The organism is Alcaligenes sp. LTN-3 (assembly GCF_059735605.1).
In genome coordinates this window covers 1,442,004-1,464,515 of sequence record NZ_JCAPDN010000001.1, presented here as the reverse complement: position 1 = coordinate 1,464,515, position 22,512 = coordinate 1,442,004, and the positions used below count along the sequence as shown (strand labels likewise).

Here is a 22,512-nt window from a genome sequence, read left to right as displayed (position 1 = left end):
AGCGAGCTTTGAAAACCTATACCTTGCCCGACCCGGATGGACATTTTGGTCAGTTTGGTGGTTCGTTTGTCGCTGAAACGCTGGTCCACGCCCTGGACGAGTTGAAAGCAGCCTACGAACAGTATCGGAACGATCCTGAGTTTTTGCGCGAGTTTCATTACGAACTCAAGCATTTTGTCGGTCGTCCCAGCCCCGTGTACCATGCCCGTCGATGGTCGGAGCAACTAGGTGGAGCTCAGATCTGGTTCAAGCGCGAAGACCTCAATCACACTGGCGCACACAAGATCAATAACTGTATTGGTCAGATCCTGCTGGCTCGCCGCATGGGCAAGCCACGCATTATTGCTGAAACCGGTGCAGGCCAGCACGGCGTGGCAACGGCTACGGTCGCTGCCCGTTACGGTCTGGAATGTGTGGTCTACATGGGTAGCGAGGACGTGCGTCGTCAGGCTTCCAATGTGTACCGCATGAAGCTGCTCGGTGCGACGGTTGTGCCCGTGGAATCCGGTTCGCGCACCCTGAAAGATGCGCTGAACGAGGCCATGCGTGACTGGGTCACCAACATCAGTAATACCTTCTACATCATTGGCACGGTGGCTGGTCCTCATCCTTACCCGATGATGGTGCGCGACTTCCAATGCGTGATCGGGGAAGAGTGCGTGCAGCAAATGCCTGAGGATGCCGGTCGTCAGCCTGATTACGTCTTGGCGTCAGTCGGTGGCGGTTCCAATGCCATGGGCATTTTCTACCCCTATATCGAGCACAAGGACGTGGAGCTGATCGGTGTGGAAGCGGCTGGACGCGGCCTGGATACGCTGGAGCACTCGGCTTCCCTGAACAAGGGACTGGTGGGTGTGCTGCACGGTAACCGTACCTATGTACTGCAGGATGATGACGGCAACGTCATGCCTACGCACTCGGTGTCGGCTGGTCTGGATTACCCGGGTGTGGGCCCCGAGCACGCCTGGCTGAAAGATTGTGGCCGCGCCCACTACGCCACCTGCACCGATGAAGACGCTCTGAAAGCGTTTCACGATTGCTGCCGCATTGAAGGCATCATGCCTGCGCTGGAGTCCTCGCACGCGCTGGCTCATGCGGCTCGCATTGCTCCGACTTTGTCCAAGGATAAAATCATTCTGGTCAGTTTGTCCGGTCGTGGCGATAAGGACATGCATACGGTCGCCGAGTACGGCGGCTTGACTCTGTAAGCAATCGGGAACTGATATGTCGAGTAATGTGCGTCTGCAAAAGACGTTTGAAGGTTTGAACGGGCGTTGCGCCCTGGTGCCGTATATTACGGCCGGAGACCCTTCGGTGCCCGCTACCGTGGCCTTGATGCATGCCTTGCGTCAGGCCGGGGCAGATGTCATTGAATTGGGTGTGCCTTTTTCTGATCCCACTGCCGATGGCCCGGTGATTCAGCAAGCCGCTGAACGTGCCATCAGCCGTGGTGTCGGCTTGCGTAAAGTGCTGGAGATTGTGCAGCAGTTTCGCCTGATCGACGAGGAAACGCCGGTTGTGCTGATGGGTTACGCCAATCCTATCGAACGTATCGGTCAGGCCGAGTTTGCCGTGATGGCAGGCAAGGCGGGTGTGGACGGCGTGCTGACGGTGGATTACCCGCCTGAAGAGTCCGAGGATTTCACCCGTTTGCTGACCGAGCAGGGCGTGGACACCATTTTCCTGCTATCGCCCACTTCCACGGACGAACGCATTGCCAAGGTGGCCGAGTTGGCTCAAGGCTATGTGTACTATGTTTCCCTGAAAGGGGTGACCGGTTCGGCCCAGATTGATGTGGCTGATGTGGAACACCACTTGCAGCGCATTCGTCAGCACGTCAAAATTCCGGTCGGAGTAGGTTTCGGGATTCGTGATGCGCAAAGTGCCAAAGCCATTTCCCGTTGTGCGGACGCAGTTGTTATTGGTTCCAAGCTGATTCAGACTATGGAGCAGGCCGTGCAAGAAAACGCGGGCAAAGAGCAAAAGGATAAGGACGCAGCGGCGGTTGCCGCGGCCAGTCAATGGCTCGCACAGATACGTCAGGCGCTGGATAATTAGCCTAAATACCTATTCCGCGTATAGAATCATCTGCCTGTTCTTGAGGAACAGGCGCTTTTTTTCAGAATAAAGAGTTTGGTGGGCCGGGTGCCGGCCAAGCGAAAACAGGATCTAACAATGAGCTGGATCGAGAAAATACTCCCGCCGCGAATTAACCGTAACCCCGAAAGCAGCCGTCGCGTTCCCGAGGGGCTGTGGGTGAAATGTCCGTCGTGTGAGTCTGTGCTCTACAAGGAAGATCTCCAGGCAACTTTGAATGTTTGCCCCAAGTGCAGTCATCACATGCGTATTGGTGCGCGTGGCCGGATCAAATCCTTGCTGGACCCCGAAGGCCAGACCGAAATTGGTTCTAACACCCGTCCTATGGACCCCTTGAAGTTCCGCGATTCGCGCAAATACACCGAACGCGTTTCCGAGGCAGCCAAACAAACGGGCGAAACTGAGGCGATGGTGGTCATGAGCGGCACGATTTTGTCTGTGCCAGCCGTGGTGGCTTGCTTCGAGTTTGAATACATGGCCGGTTCCATGGGATCGGTGGTGGGTGAGCGTTTCACACGTGGTGTTAAGGCGGCTATTGCCGACCGTAGTCCTTTCATCTGTGTGGCCGCTTCGGGTGGCGCGCGTATGCAGGAGAGCTTGTTCTCCCTGATGCAGATGGCCAAGACCACGGCTATCCTGGCCGAACTGTCCGAGGCGGGTTTGCCGTTTATCAGTATTTTGACTGACCCAACAATGGGTGGTGTATCGGCCAGTTTTGCCTTTATGGGCGATGTGGTGATTGCCGAGCCTAATGCCTTGATTGGCTTTGCCGGTCCTCGCGTGATTGAGCAGACTGTGCGTGAGAAGCTGCCTGAAGGCTTCCAGCGTGCCGAGTTCTTGCTGGAGAAGGGCGCGATCGATATGGTGGTGGACCGTCGCGAGTTGCAGCGTGAACTGGCGGAGCTGCTGGCTTTGTTGACTCGTCAACCGGCTGAGGCTGTGTCGCGTCATTCTTGATTGCCACGGCTTGACGCTTAGGGAAAAACGCCATCTGGGTTCAGGTGGCGTTTTTTTTTGCCTACTCCGCTGTAGTTTTTTTTTGCATAGGGGGTTGTGCTATTGGAACGTTGGTCTCTTGGTTGAGACTTCAGGGCGAGATTGGCTTGGTTTTCTTGGGGTGGGGAGTACGGCCTGGGGGCGGGGCCTTGGCCCGTGCTGCGCACAGGTTCCCTTGGCTATTGAGCGATCCAGGCGCCCAGTGAACTCGCCAGGTACTCGGTCCCCTCGGACCAAGTACAAGCGTCTGGCTCGAACAGCACTGGGTTTGCACCCTGGATTGTTCAATAGCCCTCGGCCAAGGCCCTGACTCGCACTCGGGCTGTACTCCCCACCCCAAGAAAAAAGGAATATCGCAGAGGGCCCAAATAGAGGGCTGTATCTGCTGTCTGCACCTGCACCTGTCCTGTGCCTGAGCTTGTGTTTTGGCCTATGCCTCGTTCGGTTGTGTATGTGCGTACGTTTTCTGCGCTGTTGGCTTCAGCTTTGTTTTTTCTCTTTATTCCTATCTTCGGCTTTGTATGCAACTGGAGTTGAAAGAGTGGTGGGTTTGAGGTTAAGGCTAGGGCGGGTTTAATGCTGAGCTAGATGCCGAGGTGGGTGGGGCTAGGCTGGAGTTTGGGCGAAAGAGGATAGGGGCTTGTTGGGGGAGTGGCTTGGATTAGCGGGAAGGGAGAAGGAGAAGGGGAAGGGGAAGGGGAAGGGGAAGGAGAAGGAGAAGGAGAAGGAGAAGGAGAAGGAGAAGGAGAAGGAGAAGGAGAAGGAGAAGGAGAAGGAGAAGGAGAAGGAGAAGGAGAAGGAGAAGGAGAAGGAGAAGGAGAAGGAGAAGGGGCTTAGGTGATTGCTCTTTGTGGATACGACAGGCATAAAAAACGCCGCCCTGGAGGGCGGCGTTTTTAGTCTTGCTGTTTACTGCGTTTCGACCTGTTGCAGCGGTTCGCTGTTCTCGGTTTCTGCAGTACGTTGCTTGCGTGGGCGACCCAGGCGCACTGGTGCAGGCTGGTAGTTGTCCTGTGTTGCCGAGCGAGCGGTTTCCACCAGTTCGATGCCTGCGGCGTTCAGTACGGCTTCCAGAGGAGCGGCAGCGGGCTTCTGTGCTTGTTCGGCGGCAGGCTCTGCGGCAGCGGTTTGAGTCTCTACGCGAGTCTCTGCGGCTGCAGTTTCCACTGGAGTGGCTTGAACGGCTGGGGCTTCAGTTGTGGACTGAGCTTGTGCAGGAGTCGCGGCTGTTTCTACGGCTTCAGCTGGAGCTTCGGTGACTTCTGCTTTGGCTGGTTCGGCAGCAGCTTCTGCATGTACAGGAGCAATAGCCTCTTCAGCTGCGGGAGCTTCTGGAGCGACTTCGGCGGCGGGAACAGTTGTCTCTTCCTGAACAGCAGCTGTTTCGACGGCTACAGTTTCCACTGGAGCAGCTTCAACGGCTGGGGTTTCTGCGGGAGTTGCAGCTGTTTCTACGGCTTCGGCTTGAGCTTCAACGATTTCTGCTTTTGCAGGTTCGGCAGCAGCTTCTGCTTGCACAGGAGCAACAGTTTCTTCAGCAGCAGGAGCTTCTGGAGCAACTTCGGCCTGAACGGCTGGAGCGGCTACTTCTTCCTGGGCTGAGGCGGTTTCAACTGTGGCTTCTTGAGCAGGTTGTGCAGCTTTGGCAGCGGCTGGAGCTTCCTGAGCGGCGACAGCCGTCGCTTCTTGGGCTGCTGGTGCCTCTACGGCTGCTTGGGGCTGCTCAGGCTCGGCTGCTGCGGTTTGGGCAGCGGCTTGTTCCTGGGCATCCAGGGCTGCGGGGTTAAAGCTGGGTGTTGCGTGAGCAACGTAGGCGCTGGTATTGCCTTCTTCGCTGTTCTCTTCGTTTTCGGCCACTGCGTTGGCGTCTGTGTTGCGACGACCACGACGGCTACGACGACGGCGACGTTTGCGCTCTGGATCCAGGGCGCCGTTCTCGCTGTTTTCGTCCGTTTCAGTATCCGAGTTGTCGCCGGTATCAGTGTTGTCGGCCTCAGCCAGCTGTTCAGCACGTTTTTGTGCTTCTTGCTTGGTGGCGGCAACAGCAGAGGCTGCGGCAATGCTGGCAACAGCCTGTTCGGGCTGGGCGGCCGTGCTGTTGAGGTCTTTGTTCAGCTCGACGTTTTCTGTGCTGCCTTCTTCGCGGCGTTGACGGCCACGGCCTCGACGGTTACGTGGGTTGCGGCTGTTGCTGCTGCCTTCGTCGGCGGTGGCAGGCGTCGTAGTCGTGCTGGTGCTTTGCGGGGCTTCCGAGGCGGCTTCGTTATTGGCCGAGGCATTGCGGCGGCGACCACGGGTATTCGCGCTGGTGCTTTCCGTGCTGGCTTTTTCTTCCTGAGCTGCTTCCGGGCGGTTGGACTGGCGACGACCACGTCCACCTTGACCACGGCCACCGTGGGATTGGCCTGGACGGCCTTGGCGGCGACCGGAAGGAGATTTGCTCTCTTCGGATTTGCTGGCTTCGGTCACGGGCTCCGTGGGTGTGCCGGACAACCAGCTCAGCAAACGTTTGAGCAGGCCGGGTTTGTTGTCGCTGGCAGCGGCGCTGGCGGCTGCGGCAGCAGCAGCTGGCTTGCTCATGGGAGCAGGCTGGGCCGGCGTGGTGCTTTTGACCAAGGCTTCTGGACGAGGCTTGATTTCGTGGCTGCGGTGCGGCACCAGGCTGTCTTGCTGTTCAGGCTGCTGAACCAGCTCGTAGCTGCTGCGCAGTTCGTCCAGGCGTGGGTCATCGTGGCGCAGGCGCTCGATGATGTGGTGCGGGGTTTCCAGATTCTTGTTGGGAATCAGGATCAGGGCGATGTTCAGACGTGATTCGATTTTGGTGATGTCAGCGCGCTTTTCGTTCAGCAAGAAAGTAGCCACGTCCACCGGCACTTGAGCGTGCAGGGCGGCAGTGCCTTCTTTCATGGCTTCTTCTTGCAGCAGGCGCAGAACATGCAGGGCGCTGGATTCAGCATCGCGAATCACGCCGGTACCGGTGCATCGTGGGCACGTGATGTGAGAGCCTTCGTTCAGGGCAGGGCGCAGGCGCTGACGAGACAGTTCCATCAGGCCAAAGCGCGAGATCTTGCCCATCTGAACACGAGCACGATCCAGGTGCAGGGCGTCACGCAGGCGTTGTTCGACAGCACGCTGGTTCTTGCTGTCTTCCATATCGATGAAATCGATAACAATCAGGCCACCCAAGTCACGCAAACGCAACTGGCGGGCCACTTCGTCGGCGGCTTCCTGGTTGGTGCGCAGGGCGGTTTCTTCAATATCGGCACCACGCGTGGAGCGGGCCGAGTTCACGTCAATGGCAACCAGCGCTTCGGTATGGTCGATAACGACAGCACCACCCGACGGCAATTGCACGGTACGTGAGTAAGCGGTTTCGATCTGGTGTTCGATCTGAAAGCGCGAGAACAGGGGGATGTCATCGCGGTACATTTTCACGCGATGCAAGTTGTCGGGCATGACCACGCTCATGAAGGCGGCGGCCTGCTCGTGAATTTCATCCGTGTCGATCAGGATCTCGCCAATATCGGGCGAGAAGTAATCGCGTATCGCCCGGATAACCAGACTGGATTCCAGATAAATCAGGATAGGGGCAGCATTGTCGCGGGCCGCGCCGTCAATGGCGGTCCACAGCTGCATCAGGTAGTTCAGGTCCCACTGCAGTTCTTCGACGCTGCGGCCGATACCTGCGGTGCGGGCAATGATGCTCATGCCCTGCGGGATATCCAGCTGGTCCATGGCTTCGCGCAGTTCCTGGCGGTCTTCGCCTTCCACGCGGCGCGATACGCCACCCCCACGAGGGTTGTTGGGCATCAGAACCAGATAGCGACCTGCCAGGGAAATAAAGGTGGTCAGGGCAGCGCCCTTGTTGCCACGCTCTTCTTTTTCAACCTGGATGATCAGTTCCTGGCCTTCGACCAGGGCGTCCTGGATGCGGGCGCTGCGTACATCAACCCCTTCTTTGAAGTAGCTGCGAGCCACTTCTTTGAAGGGCAGAAAGCCGTGACGCTCTTCACCGTAACTGACGAAGCAGGCTTCCAGGCCAGGTTCGATACGGGTGATGACCCCTTTGTAAATATTGCCTTTGCGCTGTTCGCGCCCGGCTGTTTCGATGTCGAGGTCAATGAGTTTTTGACCGTCAACAATGGCGACGCGTAGTTCTTCTTGATGCGTCGCATTGAACAACATGCGTTTCATGAGTGTGGATCTCCGTTGTCATGGAGCACCGAAATATCGGCGCACGACCGCGGGTCACAGGTGTGTAGCGCTATAGCTGCATCAGTTTGGGGCAGGCAGGCAAAATCGGCCTACCGGCTTATAGTCTGGGAGGCACGAGTCGCGCCAAAGCGCGAAGTTCAATCAGCAGGAGGGTCAGAGTCACAGTGTGTGTTTGACGAATATAAAATTGCTGGGGGAACGGCAGTCGCATAAATCATGCGGCTGGTGCAAAAGAACGGGACAATCTGTGCAGGAATTCAGCGCCGCACGCGGGAGGAAAGCATCTCTTGGAAAGCGGGCCTTCTTGCCACACGACTTTCGTTATTTCGGACTCACCCCGGCGACCTTATGACCCGGAAGCTGGAACTCAAGGATACAATTATCAGTCCTTGGTTATCCAACGGAGACGCACCCTTTGCATCTCTACGCTGGACCCAGTCTCAGCTTCTATAGGCTGAAGCGATTATATGCCCCTTTTTGTTATGTGCAAACCTCATGAATCACAAAGATCAGCCCCTCAAGTGCGAATATTACGCATTGATGAAACGCGGGCGGGTCAGCGTATAGATAATTTTTTGTTACGCGAATGTAAAGGGGTGCCAAAAAGCCACATTTACAAAGCCATTCGCGGCGGTCAGGTTCGCGTGAACAAAGGCCGCATCAGCAGCGACTATCGCTTGCAAGATGGCGATATGGTGCGGATTCCGCCTCTGCGTCTGCCTGAACCCGAGCAGGCCCGTCCCGTCCCCGCTGCCGTTTTCCCAGTGGTGTTCGAGGACGAGCACATGATGGTGATCGACAAACCTGCCGGTGTGGCTGTGCATGGTGGCAGTGGCGTGTCTTTTGGTGTCATCGAGCAGTTGCGTGCGGCGCGCCCTCAGGCACCCTTTCTGGAACTGGCCCACCGTCTGGATCGTGACACCTCCGGTTTGCTGATTATTGCCAAACGTCGCGCGGCTTTGGTCGGCTTGCATGATATGTTTCGTGAAATCCGTGCCCGCAAGTTTTACTGGGCGCTGGTGCAGGGCGATTGGGTGAACGATCGTCAACATATTCGTTTCCCCTTGCTGCGCTGGCTGACTGAAAGTGGCGAGCGACGCGTCAAGGTTGACCCGGCTGGCAAGCCTGCGCATACCATCATCACCATGCAGCGCCGCTTTGGCCGCTTTACCTTGGTGCAGGCCGAGCTGAAAACCGGCCGTACTCACCAGATTCGTGTTCATTTGGCCCATTCGGGTTTTCCGATTGTGGGTGATGATAAATATGGCGACGATGCCATCCGCGATCAATTTGCCCGTCAAGGTTTCAAGCGCATGTTCCTGCATTCGGGACGCTTGGAGTTCAATCATCCTGTCACCGGACAGCCCCTGGTTCTGGAGGCGGCTTTGCCAGCGGCCTGTCAGGCCGTTCTTGAGCGTTTGGAGAAGTTGTTATGACGCGTTACGCCGCCGTTCTGTTTGATTGGGACGGCACAGTTATGGATTCGACGTACTCAATTGCCAGTTCTATTCAGTTGGCCAGTGCGGACCTGCAATTGCCTGTGCCTTCGATTCAGCAAGCCAGTTGGGTTATTGGTTTGTCGCTGGAAAGCGCTTTGTACCGCGCTGTACCGGATTTGACCGCCGAGCAGATGCCGCTGTTTCTGGAGCGTTACCGCTATCATTTCATGCAGCGTGACCCTCATATCAAGCTTTTTGACGGAATTTTACCTTTCATGGGTGAACTTCGTGGCCGTCAGATTGCCTTAGGAGTGGCAACAGGTAAAAGTCGTCAAGGTCTGGACAGGGTGTTGCAGCAGGTCAAACTCAGCACTTTTTTTGATGCGACCCGTTGTGCGGACGAAACCCGTAGCAAGCCGGATCCGGAAATGCTGCATCAATTGCTGGCTGAATTGATGCTGGAGCCCGAACAGGTCTTGATGGTGGGTGATACCGTGCATGATATTCACATGGCGGCCAATGCGGGCATGGATAGTGTGGCTGTCACATATGGCGCACACGATCCTCAAACTCTGGCCAAGGCAGAGCCTACGGTCATGGTTGATAATGTGGCGCAAATGCGCGATTGGGTATTGGCACGGATTTAAGACAAGGCAAGCGGGTTTGATGGCCGCCTTGCCGGCAGGTTCAAGGAGATGGAGATGTTCAAATCACGCTCGCAGCCCATACGTCCCTCTGAAATTACTGATGAGTCGGTCTGGCGGGCTCGCCGCCGTCTGCTGTTGCAGGCTCCGGGGGCCTTGGCCTTGGCGGCCAGCTTGCCGGGTCAGGCTCAGGCCGTCCCTGTGGGGCAGGCCTTGCCGTTCACGCCTTCCCAGCGTTGGAAGCTGGACGAGACGCCCACCCGCGAGTCCGATGTCACCACCTACAATAATTTCTATGAATTTGGCACGGGCAAGGAAGACCCTGCGCGTCACTCGGGGAAATTCAAGACGGAACCCTGGACCTTGCAGATCGACGGTTTGGTGAACAAACCGCTGACCCTGGATATGGATCAGATCTTGAAGCTCGCCCCCTTGGAAGAGCGTATCTACCGCCTGCGGTGTGTGGAAGCCTGGTCCATGGTAGTGCCTTGGGTAGGGTATTCCTTGTCGGCCCTGTTAAAACAGGCGTCGCCCCAAGGCTCAGCCCGCTTTGTTCGCTTTGAAACGGCAGCAGACCCGGAAACTATGCCGGGCTTGCGCTCACGTATCTTGGACTGGCCTTACGTGGAAGCATTGCGGCTGGATGAGGCCATGCACCCGTTGACCTTGCTGGCTACCGGTCTTTACGGAAAAAGCCTGCCTGTTCAGAACGGAGCGCCTGTGCGGTTGATCGTGCCCTGGAAGTATGGCTTCAAGTCGGCCAAGTCCCTGGTGCGAATTACCCTGACGGACACCATGCCCGAGTCCAGCTGGATGAAGGTGGCTCCTCATGAATATGGTTTTTACGCCAATGTAAACCCCGAGGTGCCGCATCCGCGCTGGAGTCAGGCGACTGAGCGAGTCATTGGTTCGGGATTTTTTGCCACTAAAAAGCCGACCTTGCCTTTCAATGGCTATGCACAAGACGTGGCTGGCATGTATGCCGATATGGATTTGAGGCGGTTTTACTAATGGCTACCTGGAAGGCCGCCCAGTTAGACAGGCTCAAGCCCCTGGTGTTTTTGTTGGGCTTGTTTCCCTTGGGGCGCTGGGTATGGCTGGGTTTCAATAATGGTCTGAGTGCGAATCCCGCCGAGTTTTTGACGCGCTCCAGCGGGGTCTGGGCCTTGGTGCTGTTATTGCTGACCCTGGCCTTGAGCCCCGTACGGCGTTTGCTGGCGCAACCCGCTTTGGTGCGTTGGCGTCGTATGTTGGGTTTGTTCAGTTTCTTTTATGCTGCTTTGCATACGCTGGCCTGGGCCTGGTGGGATCGTTCGGGGGATTGGCTGTCCATGTGGCAGGACGTGGTACAGCGGCCCTTGATCGCTATTGGTGTGGTGGCTGTGCTGATTTTATTGGCCTTGACCCTGACCTCCACGAATGGCTGGCAAAAGCGTTTGGGTCGTGGCTGGAGTCGTTTGCATCAGACGGTGTATCTGGCGGCGGTCCTATCTATTCTGCATTTTTATCTGATTCGTATCGGTAAAAATGATGTGGTGGAGGTCTATGTTTATGGTTTGGTGCTGGCGGGTTTGTTGATTTTGCGCCGCTGGCCCACCCTGAATAAGACAGGGCATTAAAAAGAGCAGGTAATGAGCACTAACCCATTACCTGTTTTTTTCTTAATCCAAACTTTGCAAAATGGCGGCTGTTTCGGCGTCCAGAATACCGTCATAGCGGGCCGGACGGTAGTGCATCTGAAAAGCGGCAATCACGTTTTGTGTGGCCTTGTCGAAAACACCACTGTCCGGAGTCTCATAGCCTGCTTTTCGCAGCAGAGCCTGAGTTTGAGCAGCAGAGGGCAGGGGGCGCTTAGCGTACTGTGCTTGCAGCGCGTGAGCCTGTGATTCCTTGTACCAACGGCCTATGCCCGCTTGGGCCAGTTCCTTCCAGGGGAAATGGGGGCCGGGATCCAGCTTGCGCTGTGGGGCCACATCGCTGTGACCAATAATATTGCGAGCAGACACGCCATGGCGCTGAGCCAGATCTTTTAACAATACTTTGATTGCCTCAATTTGCCCGGATGTATACGGGGCCCAGCGACCATCTGCCAGGCGTCCCATGTTCACGATTTCGATGCCGATAGAGCCGGTGTTCAGGTCCGTGAAGCCGTACCAGGAGCCTATGCCAGCGTGCCAGGCGCGGCGCTCTTCCGGAACCAGGCGGTAGACAGTAGGACGACGCTCGTCGCTGACCAGGTAATGGGCGCTGACATCGCGTTGTGTCAGCACTTTTAGAGACGTGGCGTGGTCGCCGGCGGTGTAGTGCATGACCAGATATCGCACTCGGCTGTTTTGGCCCTGAGCGCTATAGCTGTCATCAAGTTTGAAGGGGCCACTACCGCCACAAGCCGCCAATAAGGCCGTCAGGCTGAGCGCGCCAATCCGAAGGCTGCGTTTCAAGGCGGGGGTAAGGCAAGACAGGGGTTTCATCTTAACGACCCGCCAGAAACAAGAAAATGCAGGGGGTTTTGTCCAGGGCGGGCGCTGGGCGTTCGCGCCACTGTTCCACCGTGGCGGTCTGGATCAATTCACGCGAACCCGTCAGATCACGTGCCAGACACAAGCGTGTTGTGGGCTTCAGTGCCTGCAGCAGGGTGCTGTACATGGCCTGGTTGCGGTAAGGCGTTTCGATCAGGATCTGAGTTTGTTTCAAGGTCTGGGACTGGCTTTCCCATTGTCTGAGCTGCTTGGCGCGTGCGGCGCCATCTACAGGCGCATAGCCGTGAAATACAAACTGTTGTCCGTCCAGGCCGCTGGCCATCAGGCTCAACAAAATGGAGGAGGGGCCAACGTGTGGACGCACAGGGATTTTCATTTCGTGGGCCATGGCCACCACTAGCGCGCCGGGGTCGGCCACCGCAGGGCAGCCAGCTTCTGACACCAGGCCAATCGCCTGGCCTTGCAGGGCGACTTTCAACCACTCGCGCATTTCACCGGGTTTGTTGCCGCGCTTGTCCAAGGTATGAATGGTGATTTCCTGCAAAGGCACCACTGGCTCGACCAGTTTCAGAAAAGCACGGGCGGTTTTGGCGTTCTCGGCAATAAAGACGGTCAGTTCGCGCGTCAAGGCTTTGACGTCGGCGGGTAGCCAGCCGCTGATCGGGCTCTCGCTTAAGCCTACGGGGATCAGATGCAAGGGGGCGGCTTGGGGCATGGCGAATCAGTCCTCAACGGAAGGGGTAAGAAGGTTGGGGCGCAAGGGGTTTAATCCAAAGTGACGCAGCATGGTGCACAGCTCGATCAGGGGCAGGCCGATGATCGCGGTCGGATCGTCCGAGCGCATGGATTCCATCAGGGCAATCCCCAGACTTTCGGCCTTGGCGCTGCCAGCAGTGTCATAAGGCCTTTCTTGCAGCAAATAGTGCTCAATTTCCTCATCGCTTAATGCACGAAAACGACAATTGGTAACAATATCGCTGCACAGCAGTTCCTGGCCGTCAGTCACGCATAAGGCGCTATGGAAATCAATGTGTTGACCGCTTAGGCGACGCAGTTGTTTCTGTGCACCAGCGTGGTCGCCGGGCTTGCCGATGGCGTCCTGGCCCGACGTGGCAACTTGATCGGAGCCAATCACCAGTGCGCCTGGGTTTAGCTGGCTGATACGGGTGGCTTTTTCACGCGCCAGACGCAGACTGAGCTGTGCAGGAGCCTCCCCAGGAAGTGGGGTTTCGTCAATGTCAGGAGACTGACAGGTGAAAGGCAGGCCCAAACGCGCTAACATAGCGCGGCGATAGACTGAGCTTGATGCAAGGATGAGACGCATGGTGTGTTTTAGCTGTGCTTTGGTTTGACTGCCTTGTGCTTAGCACGGTATTATCTAATGTTTTCTTCGTTATTGAAATGGTTGTGGGCTAGCTTGGCAGTTTGCCAGCGAGGTTTTACATGCTTCAATACCGAAGGGCAGGGAAAAGAAGCAGTACAAGAAAAATGGTAGAGCGCACCCAAGCGATACCAAGGCAGTAAAACAAACAAGCAGCAAACAAGCGACAAGCAAAACAAACAAGCGGTATCCAAATCCTGGCAAGACCGCGGTTTGATGCCCTAAGCATACTTATGACGACACAGTATATCGACACCTTGAATCTCGCCCGTGCCCCTCAGGAAATGTCGGGCCAGGTGCTGGTGGAGGATTTGTCTCGTCTGGTATCCGATTTGCCCGATCAAGGCGATTTGCGCATTGACTGGAGCGTTTCGGGTCGGGAGGATTCTGCCCGGCGTCGGTTTGTGCATGTGCAGGCCAAAGGTAGTGTCATTTTGGAATGCCAGCGCTGTGTGAAGCCTTTTGCGTGGCCCATCGATATTTCTAACGAAGTGCAGATTGTGGCAACCGAGGAAGAACTGGAGCTGGACGATGACGATACGGAAGGTCCTGATCGTATCTTGTGTGAAGGCCAGTTGGATGTCCTGGGGCTGGTCGAGGATGAACTGATTCTCAGCGTGCCTTATGTGCCGCGCCATGAGGTTTGTCCCGACGCTCAGTCGCTGTCCATGGAAGCTAAGTCAGACGACCTGGATGAATCCGCTTTTGAGCGGCCGTCCCCGTTTGCTGTGCTGGGTTCGCTCAAGAAGTCTTGATTGTTTGTTACTAATTCGTTAATTTTTCGGGCTGCACCCATTTATTCGGGGTTGTCCATCTACAGGAGTCATCATGGCTGTTCAGCAGAATAAAAAGAGCCCGTCCCGGCGTAACATGCGTCGTTCGCACGACGCGCTTACTGGTCCTTCGACGGCTATCGAGCCTACGACTGGCGAATTGCACCTGCGTCACCACATCAGCCCCAACGGCATCTATCGTGGCCGTAAAGTGCTGAAGACAAAGAACGACGAGTAATAGTCTCTTTGTCGTTGCAAGCAACATAGGTTGCATGCTTGATGTCTAACAAAAAAATACGTATTGCCATCGATTGCATGGGCGGCGATATCGGTTTATCCGTCACTGTCCCTGCAGCGCTGCTTTTTGCCAAGCGCTATCCGGATGTGCACTGCTTATTGGTTGGCGAGCCTCAGGCCATCGAGCAAACATTGCGTGCGCAAGGTAATGTCGATACCTCCTGGTACGACATTCTTCCCGCATCCGAAGTTGTCACCATGGCCGATTCGGTCGAGGTGGCCCTGCGCCGCAAAAAAGATTCCTCCATGCGAGTGGCTGCCCAGTCTGTCAAGGACGGGATAGCTGATGCCTGCATTTCTGCGGGTAATACCGGCGCCTGGATGGCAATTTCGCGCTACGTACTCAAAACTTTGGATGGGATTGATCGCCCAGCCATTGCTACGTCCATCCCGAACCAAAAGGGCGGGGCCACGATCATGCTGGACCTGGGTGCCAATGTGGATTGCTCTGCAGAACACCTCTTGCAGTTCGCCATTATGGGATCTGCTCTGGCCAGTATCGTGGATCGCCATGAGCGTCCTACTGTGGGCTTGCTCAATATTGGGGAAGAGGTCATCAAAGGCAACGAGGTCGTCAAAAAGGCGGCTGAATTGTTACGCTCTAGCGGACTGAATTTTTACGGCAACGTAGAAGGTGACGATATCTGTAAAGGTACTGTCAACGTGGTCGTGTGTGACGGTTTCGTGGGCAATGTGGTCCTCAAGTCCATTGAAGGTCTGGCCAAGATGGTCGGCAGTATGCTGCGCGACGAATTTACCCGTGACCCTTTAAGCAAAGTGTCCGCTTTGCTGGCTCGTCCTGTCTTGAATCGTTTCCGCGACAGGGTGGATAATCGCCGTCATAACGGTGCAGCCCTTTTGGGTTTACGCGGTATTGTTATCAAAAGTCATGGTTCTGCCGATGCCTACGCTTTCGGTTATGCTTTGCAACGAGCCCGCGGTGCAGTGCTCAATGGTCTGCTCAGCGGTACCAGCCAGGCAGTCGAACGCATCATGCAAAGTGTGAGCTTGCATGAACAGCAAAGCGGCGAACCAGATACACGCCATACTTCAGAGCCCTCGTCCTCATAAGAACGGGCTTGATCGGGAACATAAAATGACGATATTTGCCAAGATTATCGGTACAGGTGGCTATCTGCCTCCTCGGATTGTGTCTAACGATGATCTAGCGCTTGAGCTGGCTCAAAAGGGTATCGAAACCTCCGATCAGTGGATTGTCGAGCGTACCGGTATTCACCAGCGTCATCTTGCTGATCCCGGTGTTCGTACCAGTCATTTGGCAACACACGCCGCGCGTCAGGCGCTGGAAGATGCGGGCATTGCTGCCCAGGATCTGGACCTGATTGTGGTGGCTACTTCCACTCCCGATTACGTTTTCCCCAGCACGGCGTGCCTGGTGCAAGCCGAATTGGGCAACAAGGGCGCGGCCGCGTACGACGTACAAGCGGTGTGCAGCGGCTTTGTCTATGCACTGACGACCGCCGACGCCATGATCAAGGCAGGCCGTGCGCGCAATGCGCTGGTTATCGGTGCTGAAGTGTTCTCCAGCATCTTGGATTGGAATGACCGCTCTACCTGCGTCCTGTTCGGCGACGGTGCGGGCGCTGTGGTTCTGCAAGCCAGTGATGAACCCGGTATTTTGGCCGCCCAGCTCAATGCGGATGGCAGCCAAATGGGTATTTTGTGCGCGGCAGGCAATGTCTCGCACGGCCAGGTTGTGGGTGATCCCTTCCTGCGTATGGACGGTCAGGCTGTGTTCAAACTGGCTGTCACTTCACTGGCCGCTTCGGCCAATCAAGTCTGCGAACAGGCTGGTGTTTCCTTGTCTGACATCAATTGGCTGGTTCCGCACCAGGCCAACGTTCGCATCATCAATTTTCTAGGTCGTAAGCTGGGTATCCCCTCCGAGAAGGTGGTTATCACGGTTGATCAACATGCCAATACCTCGGCAGCCAGTGTGCCTTTGGCCCTGAATGCTGCTCGCCGGGATGGTCGTATCCGTACCGGTGATCTGGCGCTGTTGCAAGGCGTGGGTGGCGGCTTTACCTGGGGTTCGGTGCTGGTCCGCTGCTAAGTAGCGCGATTCGGATTACCGCCTCATCTCTTTGAGTTTTTCTACCATGAAAATTGCGTTTGTCTTTCCAGGACAAGGCTCGCAGTCCGTGGGCATGCTCGATGCCTGGGCCGAGTCCGCTGTCGTACAGCAAGCCATTGCACAAGCCAGCCAGGCGCTGGGTCAGGACCTGGCCCAGTTGATGGCACAAGGGCCTGCTGAGGCTTTGAATCTGACTACCAATACTCAACCTGTCATGCTGGCGAGCGCCGTGGCCATGTACCAGGCCTGGATTCAGGCCGGAGGCCCCGTTCCTGCCGTGATGGCCGGCCATAGCCTGGGTGAATACTCGGCCCTGACTGCTGCCGGTGCGTTGAGCCTGGAACAGGCTGTCCCGCTGGTTCGCATTCGTGCCGATGCCATGCAGGCTGCTGTGCCCGTCGGTGCGGGTACCATGGCTGCCGTGTTGGGTCTGGATGATGATCAGGTGCGCGATGTATGTGCGCGAGCCTCCGAGGGGCAGCAGATTGTTCAGGCTGTTAACTACAATGCGCCTGCTCAGGTTGTGATTGCCGGGAATGTAGAAGCGGTAGATCGTGCATGTGCTCTGGCCAAAGATGCCGGTGCCAAGCGTGCCTTGGTGCTGCCCGTGTCGGCCCCGTTCCACTCCAGCCTGCTGGAACCGGCTGCCACCGTGCTGGCTCAGGCGCTGGCGTCGGTGGATGTGAAGGCTCCCACGGTCTCTGTTATCAATAACGTGGACGTAGCCGCACCTACCGACCCTGAGCAGATTAAAGACGCGCTGGTTCGTCAGGCTTGGCATCCTGTACGCTGGGTGGAAACCATCCAGGCCATGAAGGCCCAAGGTGTTACCCATGTAGTCGAGTGTGGTCCAGGCAAAGTGCTGACCGGTCTGGTCAAGCGTATTGACCGTGATCTGATTGCCTTGTCGATCAGCGACCCTGCATCCTTGCAGGCCACTTTGGAAGCCCTGGAGGGAGCATAAATGCAAGAATTGGATCTAAGCGGCAAGACTGCCCTGGTAACTGGCGCATCGCGCGGTATCGGTCAGGCGATTGCTAAAGAATTGATGGCACGTGGCGCCAAGGTTATTGGTACTGCCACGTCCGAGTCCGGCGCGCAGGCGATTTCTGCTGTACTGGACCAGAATGGCAGCTATGGTCATGTATTGAATGTGGACGACCCGGCTGCTTGCGAAGCGCTGATTTCTGCCTTGAGCAAAGAAGATGGCGGTCCGCATATCCTGGTCAATAATGCCGGTATTACGCGTGACAACCTGGCCATGCGCTTGAAAGATGAAGATTGGGATGCAGTTATCCAGACTAATCTGAGTGCCGTGTTCCGCCTGTCGCGTGCCGTTATCCGCCCCATGATGAAAGCCCGCTGGGGCCGCATCATTAGCATTACCTCGGTGGTGGGCGAGAGTGGTAACCCTGGCCAAGCCAACTACGCCGCTGCCAAAGCCGGTGTGGCCGGCATGAGCCGCGCCTTGGCGCGCGAGCTCGGTAGCCGTAACATTACAGTTAATTGTGTCGCTCCGGGCTTTATCGATACGGACATGACACGCTCTTTGACCCCTGAGCAGTCGGCGGCAATCTTGTCGCAAATCCCTCTGGGACGACTGGGTGCTGCTGAGGATATCGCCAACGCGGTAGCCTTTCTGGCCGGGTCGCAAGCGCAATATATTACGGGCAGCACCATCCATGTGAATGGTGGTATGCACATGTAAGGCTTGGCATCGCGCCCGGCTGAGGTAAAATTGCGGGATTATTTGGGGCCTATTGCTTGAGCCGGCGTTGTACGAATAACGTTGGGCCTCATACAAGAACGCCGTTTTTTGTCATAGCTTATCCCTCTTAGTAGTATGGATTGGCTATAATTTGCGGGAATTTTTCCCAACTTGGAGAATCTGCATGGAAAGCATCGAACAGCGCGTCAAGAAGATCGTCGCTGAACAACTTGGCGTTAACGAAGCCGAGATCAAAAACGAATCTTCTTTTCTCGACGACCTCGGTGCCGACTCGCTCGACATGGTCGAGCTCGTGATGGCGCTCGAAGACGAATTCGAAACCGAAATACCAGACGAAGAAGCTGAGAAAATCACGACGGTCCAGCAAGCTGTGGACTACATCAATTCTCACAGCAAGCAGTAAGTTCAATTAAGAGGGTGGGCGGCATGTGCACGCCCTCGCTCCAGAGCGGTTTCCAGAGAGTAGCTTGTGCCCGGCGGCTTTAGCTTGCAAGACGCAGTTATTCCCTTTAAACCGCTTTTTTTGTGTTTAGGAGTCATCCGTGAAACGACGTGTCGTGATTACCGGGCTGGGTATTGTTTCCCCGGTCGGCAACGATATTCCTACCGCGTGGGATAACATCGTCAATGGGCGTTCGGGCATCGGGCGTATTACCCGTTTCGATCCTTCGGCCCTAACAGCCCAGATAGCGGGTGAGGTCAAAGGTTTTGAATTAGCACCCTACATTTCAGTCAAAGAAGCCAAGCAGATGGATACCTTTATCCATTACGGCGTGGTAGCAGGTATGCAAGCCTGGAAGGATTGCGGCTTGGACATCAACAGCATCAATGCTGAGCGTGTTGGCGTTATTGTAGGTTCGGGGATTGGTGGTTTGCCCCGTATTGAAGAAACCCAAAAAGAATATCTGGAACGGGGGCCACGTCGGATTTCCCCGTTCTTTGTGCCTGGTTCTCTGGTCAACCTGGTGTCCGGCCAGTTGTCCATCGGTCTGGGCCTGAAAGGTCCTAGCTACGCGGTTGTGTCGGCATGTACAACCGGTCTGCACTCCATTGGTGATGCTGCTCGTCTGATCGAGTATGGCGACGCTGATGTGATGATTGCGGGTGGTGCCGAATCCACTGTGTCCCCGCTGGGCATTGGCGGTTTTGCGGCCATGCGTGCACTGTCCACCCGTAACGACGACCCGGAAACGGCATCGCGCCCCTGGGATATGGACCGCGACGGCTTTGTGCTGGGCGAGGGTGCTGGTGTGCTGGTGCTGGAAGAGTACGAACACGCCAAGAAACGTGGCGCCCGCATTTACGGCGAGTTCGCCGGCTACGGCATGAGCTCGGATGCTCACCACATCACCTCGCCAGACCGTGACGGTCCGCGTCGTGGCGTGATGAATGCCTTGCGCAATGGTGGTATCAACGCCGACGAGGTTCAGTACGTCAACGCACACGGTACTTCCACGCCGCTGGGCGATGTGAACGAGTCCGAAGCATTGAAACTGGCTTTTGGCGATCACGCTTACAAGCTGGTGGTCAATTCCACCAAGTCCATGACGGGTCACCTGCTGGGTGCTGCCGGTGGTATTGAAGCGGTGTTCACCACCTTGGCGGTGTATAACCAGATCTCGCCTCCAACGATCAATATTTTCAATCAGGATCCTGCTTGTGACCTGGATTACTGCGCTAACCAAGCGCGTGATATGAAGATTGACGTGGCCTTGTCCAACTCTTTTGGGTTTGGCGGCACTAACGGTTCGATGGTGGTTCGTCGTCTTCGCTAAGTTAGACCGTCCCACTCTTGACGCCCAGTCCTGGTCGATCGGAGCTCCGGCCCCGGTGCGCCGACTGGGCGTTGTTGTTTATGTATTGCTTGCGTCAGGCTTGGCCTGGGCGATGTACAGTTGGCAATGGCCCTGGGCTGTTTGTCTGTTCGTAGGTGCTTTGTGGGCTAATTTTTTGTATGCTCGCAGTCGTCGGGTGTGGGGTGGGCGCGCTACACTAGCGCATCGGGCAGGGCTATACTTCTTGCAGTACGAGGGCACAGCAAAGGCGTCCGTGCAAATAGAGCAGATCTGGCGGTGTGCTTGGTTCATGACTTTGCGCTTACGTTTTGATTGCGCCGGTAGGGCCTGCCGTACGATTACTGTATGGCGCCGTACTCAGCCGTCGCAGGCCTGGTGGGCCTTGTGTCTATGTGCTAACCGGCTGTCCCATCAGGTCCGTGCTCAGAATAAGGATTCTTAATGAGTGAACGCGATACCGATGCCGAACTAGTTGCACGTGTTCAGCGTGGGGATAAGCGAGCCTTTGACCTGCTGGTACTGAAGTACCAGCGCAAAATCATGCGTCTGCTCACCCGTATGGTACGTGACCCGTCTGAAGTTGAAGACGTGGCTCAGGAAACCTTCATCAAAGCGTACCGAGCTCTACCTCAGTTTCGGGGTGAGAGTGCTTTTTACACTTGGCTGTACCGTATTGCGATTAACACGGCCCGTAATTGGCAGGCCTCGGCCGCACGACGTCCCAACACTTTGCAGAACGTCGAAACCGAAGAAGGTGAAACTTTTGACCGAATCGACAACCTAAGCGATATAAGCACGCCAGAATCCATGATGGTCAGCCGCCAGATTGCTGAAACAGTGAATACAGCAATCCAGGCGCTGCCTGAAGAGTTGCGGACAGCTATCGTGCTACGTGAAATAGAAGGTATGAGCTACGAAGATATTGCTCAGACCATGGACTGCCCTATAGGAACTGTACGCTCACGCATCTTTCGAGCCCGCGACGCCATTGCTGCGCAGTTGCGTCCCATACTGGATGGTGAAGATAGTGAACGACGGTGGTAAGGATTGATGATGCAAGCCCTGAAATCCCATTCCGATGAAGATCAACTGAATGCCTGGGAGGCCGCCGTGTCTTCCTGGGTGGATGGTGAGGCTGAAATACGGCCCGAGGAACTGGACTCCCCTTATGGGCGTCAAGTCTGGGATACCTATCATTTGATTGGTGACGTCATGCGTACCGACGCACTGGCTATCCGTACTTCGGACCGTTTTTACGCACGTCTGTCCAAAGCGATCGACGAAGAGCCTACTGTGCTTGCTCCAAGCGCCATGAAACGTCCTTTGGTGCAGCGCTACGGTGTCAGCGGCTTGGCTGTGGTGGCAGCGGTGGCGGCAGCCTTGTGGGTGGGATTACCTTACATGGGCGTGACTTCAGTGCCTGGCACTTTGGTGGCCAGCGCCCAGGACGATCAGCTCTGGAATGATTACGCGGATTTGCATCGCGATTTTGTTGGTACCGGCCCAGTACGCCATGTGTCCTTTGAAAGTGGAGCCCTGGGTCAATGAGGTCTGTACGTATGCCATCGCAGATGGGTTTGGCGCGTCTCTATAAGGGTTTGCTTGCCTTTTCGCTGGTGGTGTTGTGTACACCGGTGCTGGCTCAGGGGGCTGACGGGCTGGAGCCTCTGGATCTGCCTTGGCTGCAGAAGGTTCACAAAGCGGCGCGCGATCTGGATTACTCCGGGGTCATTATTTACACGCAGGATCAGGCCAGCCAGTCCATGAAGTTGGTTCACATTATTGATGGTACTGGCGAGCGCGAGCGTCTGGAAATTCTGGATGGTGAACCGCGTGAGTTTCTGCGTCAGAACGAAGTGACCCAATGCCTGATTCCCGAAAAGAAAATGGTGGTGATCGAGCGGCGTGAAAACGAGCGCTTTCCCAGTTTTCTGGTCGGTGATGTCAGTCAATTGCCAAAATTCTACGATATGCGCCGTTTGCCTTCGCGCGAGCGCGTGGCGGGCCGTCCTTGCGATCTGATCGAGTTGGTCCCCAAGGATGATCAGCGTTATGGCTACCGTGTGTGTGCCGATACCGATCACCATTTGCTGTTGAAAATGCAGACTTTGGACCCACAACAAGCGGTAGTGGATCAGATCGCTTTTGCCTCGGTCGCTTTTGGAGAGCAGGTGGATTTGCAGCAATTGCGCACCAACTGGAACCCCAGCAAGTGGGACGTGGTTGAGCCCGAAGTGCAGAAAATTGATATAAGCGAGTTGGGGTGGCATTTGGCTATGCCGGCCGGTTTTACCTTGCGCTCCGAAATGCTTCGGCCCATGCGGGCTGGTCGTCAGGTAACCCATCTGATGATGTCTGACGGTCTGGCCGCTATTTCCGTGTTTCTGGAAAAGGTAGGGACTCCCGAAGCAGAAGAAAATAGCTTGGGTGCCTTTCACCGTGGCTCCATGAATATGTACCGCAGTCGCATCAACGATTATGTTTTAACTAGTACGGGGGCTGTCCCTGTACAGACTCTGCGCGCTTTGCTTGAAGGCACACAGTTCACCCCACCATCCCGGACACATTGA

General features: G+C 56.0%; 23 protein-coding genes. 19 read left to right on the top strand and 4 right to left on the bottom strand.

The features are described from left to right. The first annotated feature begins 8 nt into the window (after positions 1-8). The 4 genes from trpB to AC6I6N_RS06880 all read left to right on the top strand — a co-directional run bounded on the left by trpB (position 9) and on the right by AC6I6N_RS06880 (position 3,934). Positions 9-1,208 carry a tryptophan synthase subunit beta gene (gene trpB / locus AC6I6N_RS06895; protein WP_094197322.1) on the top strand — a complete coding sequence of 400 codons (1,200 nt, stop codon included), beginning with the start codon at positions 9-11 and terminating at the stop codon, positions 1,206-1,208. A gap of 16 nt (positions 1,209-1,224) precedes the next feature. Beyond that, positions 1,225-2,058, top strand: coding sequence for a tryptophan synthase subunit alpha (trpA, locus tag AC6I6N_RS06890; RefSeq protein ID WP_094197321.1), 834 nt, complete (start codon positions 1,225-1,227; stop codon positions 2,056-2,058). A 117-nt stretch (positions 2,059-2,175) separates the two neighbouring features. Beyond that, positions 2,176-3,054 (top strand): acetyl-CoA carboxylase, carboxyltransferase subunit beta, encoded by an 879-nt coding sequence (gene accD / locus AC6I6N_RS06885; protein ID WP_094197320.1) that lies wholly within the window; start codon positions 2,176-2,178, stop codon positions 3,052-3,054. Positions 3,055-3,736: 682 nt separating this feature from the next. Further along, positions 3,737-3,934 (top strand): hypothetical protein, encoded by a 198-nt coding sequence (locus AC6I6N_RS06880; RefSeq protein ID WP_497943332.1) that lies wholly within the window; start codon positions 3,737-3,739, stop codon positions 3,932-3,934. A gap of 68 nt (positions 3,935-4,002) precedes the next feature. On the opposite strand, the gene AC6I6N_RS06875 is transcribed toward AC6I6N_RS06880, so the two are convergent. Then, a complete protein-coding gene (locus AC6I6N_RS06875; RefSeq protein WP_497943331.1) occupies positions 4,003-7,287 on the bottom strand; it encodes an Rne/Rng family ribonuclease in 3,285 nt (1,094 codons plus the stop codon). Between the two features lie 488 nt (positions 7,288-7,775). On the opposite strand from AC6I6N_RS06875, the gene AC6I6N_RS06870 reads away from it, so the two are divergent. From AC6I6N_RS06870 to msrQ, 4 genes are read left to right on the top strand one after another with little or no spacing between them, the layout of a single operon-like run. Then, positions 7,776-8,744 carry an RluA family pseudouridine synthase gene (locus AC6I6N_RS06870; RefSeq protein ID WP_199827831.1) on the top strand — a complete coding sequence of 323 codons (969 nt, stop codon included), beginning with the start codon at positions 7,776-7,778 and terminating at the stop codon, positions 8,742-8,744. Further along, a complete protein-coding gene (locus AC6I6N_RS06865) occupies positions 8,741-9,394 on the top strand; it encodes an HAD family hydrolase (protein WP_094197318.1) in 654 nt (217 codons plus the stop codon). Before AC6I6N_RS06870 ends, AC6I6N_RS06865 begins: the two co-directional genes overlap by 4 nt. 54 nt (positions 9,395-9,448) lie before the next feature. Continuing rightward, the gene (msrP, locus tag AC6I6N_RS06860; protein WP_230017698.1) at positions 9,449-10,402 is read left to right on the top strand and encodes a protein-methionine-sulfoxide reductase catalytic subunit MsrP; all 954 of its coding nucleotides are present in this window, start codon (positions 9,449-9,451) and stop codon (positions 10,400-10,402) included. After that, positions 10,402-11,010 carry a protein-methionine-sulfoxide reductase heme-binding subunit MsrQ gene (gene msrQ, locus AC6I6N_RS06855; RefSeq protein ID WP_125276543.1) on the top strand — a complete coding sequence of 203 codons (609 nt, stop codon included), beginning with the start codon at positions 10,402-10,404 and terminating at the stop codon, positions 11,008-11,010. Before msrP ends, msrQ begins: the two co-directional genes overlap by 1 nt. 42 nt (positions 11,011-11,052) lie before the next feature. Here the strand turns inward: msrQ and AC6I6N_RS06850 are convergent, their stop codons facing one another. Genes AC6I6N_RS06850 through AC6I6N_RS06840 form a run of 3 tightly spaced genes read right to left on the bottom strand, consistent with a single transcriptional unit; the run spans position 11,053 to position 13,195 of the window. After that, on the bottom strand, positions 11,053-11,862 hold the full coding sequence (locus tag AC6I6N_RS06850; RefSeq protein WP_497943330.1) for an N-acetylmuramoyl-L-alanine amidase: 810 nt from the start codon (positions 11,860-11,862) through the stop codon (positions 11,053-11,055). A 1-nt stretch (position 11,863) separates the two neighbouring features. Next, positions 11,864-12,586, bottom strand: a complete 723-nt coding sequence (locus AC6I6N_RS06845; RefSeq protein WP_094197314.1) for an SAM-dependent methyltransferase — start codon at positions 12,584-12,586, stop codon at positions 11,864-11,866. A gap of 6 nt (positions 12,587-12,592) precedes the next feature. Next, complete coding sequence (locus AC6I6N_RS06840; RefSeq protein ID WP_346548134.1) at positions 12,593-13,195, bottom strand: Maf family nucleotide pyrophosphatase; 603 nt, start codon at positions 13,193-13,195, stop codon at positions 12,593-12,595. 290 nt (positions 13,196-13,485) lie between these two features. Between AC6I6N_RS06840 and AC6I6N_RS06835 the strand changes: the two genes are divergently transcribed. From AC6I6N_RS06835 to AC6I6N_RS06785, 11 genes are all read left to right on the top strand, one after another. Then, positions 13,486-14,007, top strand: coding sequence for a YceD family protein (locus AC6I6N_RS06835; protein ID WP_094197312.1), 522 nt, complete (start codon positions 13,486-13,488; stop codon positions 14,005-14,007). A gap of 73 nt (positions 14,008-14,080) precedes the next feature. Beyond that, positions 14,081-14,263 carry a 50S ribosomal protein L32 gene (gene rpmF / locus AC6I6N_RS06830; protein WP_003800968.1) on the top strand — a complete coding sequence of 61 codons (183 nt, stop codon included), beginning with the start codon at positions 14,081-14,083 and terminating at the stop codon, positions 14,261-14,263. Between the two features lie 41 nt (positions 14,264-14,304). After that, positions 14,305-15,393 carry a phosphate acyltransferase PlsX gene (gene plsX / locus AC6I6N_RS06825; RefSeq protein ID WP_094197311.1) on the top strand — a complete coding sequence of 363 codons (1,089 nt, stop codon included), beginning with the start codon at positions 14,305-14,307 and terminating at the stop codon, positions 15,391-15,393. 25 nt (positions 15,394-15,418) lie between these two features. Then, the gene (locus AC6I6N_RS06820) at positions 15,419-16,396 is read left to right on the top strand and encodes a beta-ketoacyl-ACP synthase III (RefSeq protein ID WP_094197310.1); all 978 of its coding nucleotides are present in this window, start codon (positions 15,419-15,421) and stop codon (positions 16,394-16,396) included. A gap of 46 nt (positions 16,397-16,442) precedes the next feature. Further along, complete coding sequence (gene fabD, locus AC6I6N_RS06815) at positions 16,443-17,381, top strand: ACP S-malonyltransferase (RefSeq protein WP_497943329.1); 939 nt, start codon at positions 16,443-16,445, stop codon at positions 17,379-17,381. After that, the gene (gene fabG / locus AC6I6N_RS06810) at positions 17,382-18,125 is read left to right on the top strand and encodes a 3-oxoacyl-ACP reductase FabG (RefSeq protein ID WP_042482415.1); all 744 of its coding nucleotides are present in this window, start codon (positions 17,382-17,384) and stop codon (positions 18,123-18,125) included. It abuts the gene before it with no gap. Between the two features lie 184 nt (positions 18,126-18,309). Then, on the top strand, positions 18,310-18,549 hold the full coding sequence (acpP, locus tag AC6I6N_RS06805; protein WP_003800961.1) for an acyl carrier protein: 240 nt from the start codon (positions 18,310-18,312) through the stop codon (positions 18,547-18,549). Positions 18,550-18,688: 139 nt separating this feature from the next. Then, entirely contained in the window at positions 18,689-19,921 is a 1,233-nt protein-coding gene (gene fabF / locus AC6I6N_RS06800; RefSeq protein WP_094197308.1) for a beta-ketoacyl-ACP synthase II, read from the top strand. A 462-nt stretch (positions 19,922-20,383) separates the two neighbouring features. Then, positions 20,384-20,986: an RNA polymerase sigma factor RpoE gene (gene rpoE, locus AC6I6N_RS06795; protein WP_497943328.1), complete on the top strand. Its 603-nt coding sequence runs from the start codon at positions 20,384-20,386 to the stop codon at positions 20,984-20,986. 9 nt (positions 20,987-20,995) lie between these two features. Then, positions 20,996-21,490, top strand: a complete 495-nt coding sequence (locus AC6I6N_RS06790; RefSeq protein WP_230017700.1) for a sigma-E factor negative regulatory protein — start codon at positions 20,996-20,998, stop codon at positions 21,488-21,490. Next, a complete protein-coding gene (locus AC6I6N_RS06785) occupies positions 21,487-22,512 on the top strand; it encodes a MucB/RseB C-terminal domain-containing protein (RefSeq protein ID WP_230017701.1) in 1,026 nt (341 codons plus the stop codon). Before AC6I6N_RS06790 ends, AC6I6N_RS06785 begins: the two co-directional genes overlap by 4 nt.

Coding starts and splice junctions, on each gene's coding strand:
- AC6I6N_RS06845 (WP_094197314.1), bottom strand. CDS start 12,586: ATGCCCCAAGCCGCCCCCTTGCATCTGATCCCCGTAGGCTTAAGCGAG.
- accD (WP_094197320.1), top strand. CDS start 2,176: ATGAGCTGGATCGAGAAAATACTCCCGCCGCGAATTAACCGTAACCCC.
- AC6I6N_RS06840 (WP_346548134.1), bottom strand. CDS start 13,195: ATGCGTCTCATCCTTGCATCAAGCTCAGTCTATCGCCGCGCTATGTTA.
- AC6I6N_RS06875 (WP_497943331.1), bottom strand. CDS start 7,287: ATGAAACGCATGTTGTTCAATGCGACGCATCAAGAAGAACTACGCGTC.
- AC6I6N_RS06850 (WP_497943330.1), bottom strand. CDS start 11,862: ATGAAACCCCTGTCTTGCCTTACCCCCGCCTTGAAACGCAGCCTTCGG.
- AC6I6N_RS06790 (WP_230017700.1), top strand. CDS start 20,996: ATGCAAGCCCTGAAATCCCATTCCGATGAAGATCAACTGAATGCCTGG.
- rpmF (WP_003800968.1), top strand. CDS start 14,081: ATGGCTGTTCAGCAGAATAAAAAGAGCCCGTCCCGGCGTAACATGCGT.
- msrP (WP_230017698.1), top strand. CDS start 9,449: ATGTTCAAATCACGCTCGCAGCCCATACGTCCCTCTGAAATTACTGAT.
- AC6I6N_RS06785 (WP_230017701.1), top strand. CDS start 21,487: ATGAGGTCTGTACGTATGCCATCGCAGATGGGTTTGGCGCGTCTCTAT.
- rpoE (WP_497943328.1), top strand. CDS start 20,384: ATGAGTGAACGCGATACCGATGCCGAACTAGTTGCACGTGTTCAGCGT.
- fabG (WP_042482415.1), top strand. CDS start 17,382: ATGCAAGAATTGGATCTAAGCGGCAAGACTGCCCTGGTAACTGGCGCA.
- AC6I6N_RS06865 (WP_094197318.1), top strand. CDS start 8,741: ATGACGCGTTACGCCGCCGTTCTGTTTGATTGGGACGGCACAGTTATG.
- AC6I6N_RS06835 (WP_094197312.1), top strand. CDS start 13,486: ATGACGACACAGTATATCGACACCTTGAATCTCGCCCGTGCCCCTCAG.
- plsX (WP_094197311.1), top strand. CDS start 14,305: ATGTCTAACAAAAAAATACGTATTGCCATCGATTGCATGGGCGGCGAT.
- AC6I6N_RS06870 (WP_199827831.1), top strand. CDS start 7,776: ATGCCCCTTTTTGTTATGTGCAAACCTCATGAATCACAAAGATCAGCC.
- acpP (WP_003800961.1), top strand. CDS start 18,310: ATGGAAAGCATCGAACAGCGCGTCAAGAAGATCGTCGCTGAACAACTT.
- trpA (WP_094197321.1), top strand. CDS start 1,225: ATGTCGAGTAATGTGCGTCTGCAAAAGACGTTTGAAGGTTTGAACGGG.
- AC6I6N_RS06820 (WP_094197310.1), top strand. CDS start 15,419: ATGACGATATTTGCCAAGATTATCGGTACAGGTGGCTATCTGCCTCCT.
- msrQ (WP_125276543.1), top strand. CDS start 10,402: ATGGCTACCTGGAAGGCCGCCCAGTTAGACAGGCTCAAGCCCCTGGTG.
- fabD (WP_497943329.1), top strand. CDS start 16,443: ATGAAAATTGCGTTTGTCTTTCCAGGACAAGGCTCGCAGTCCGTGGGC.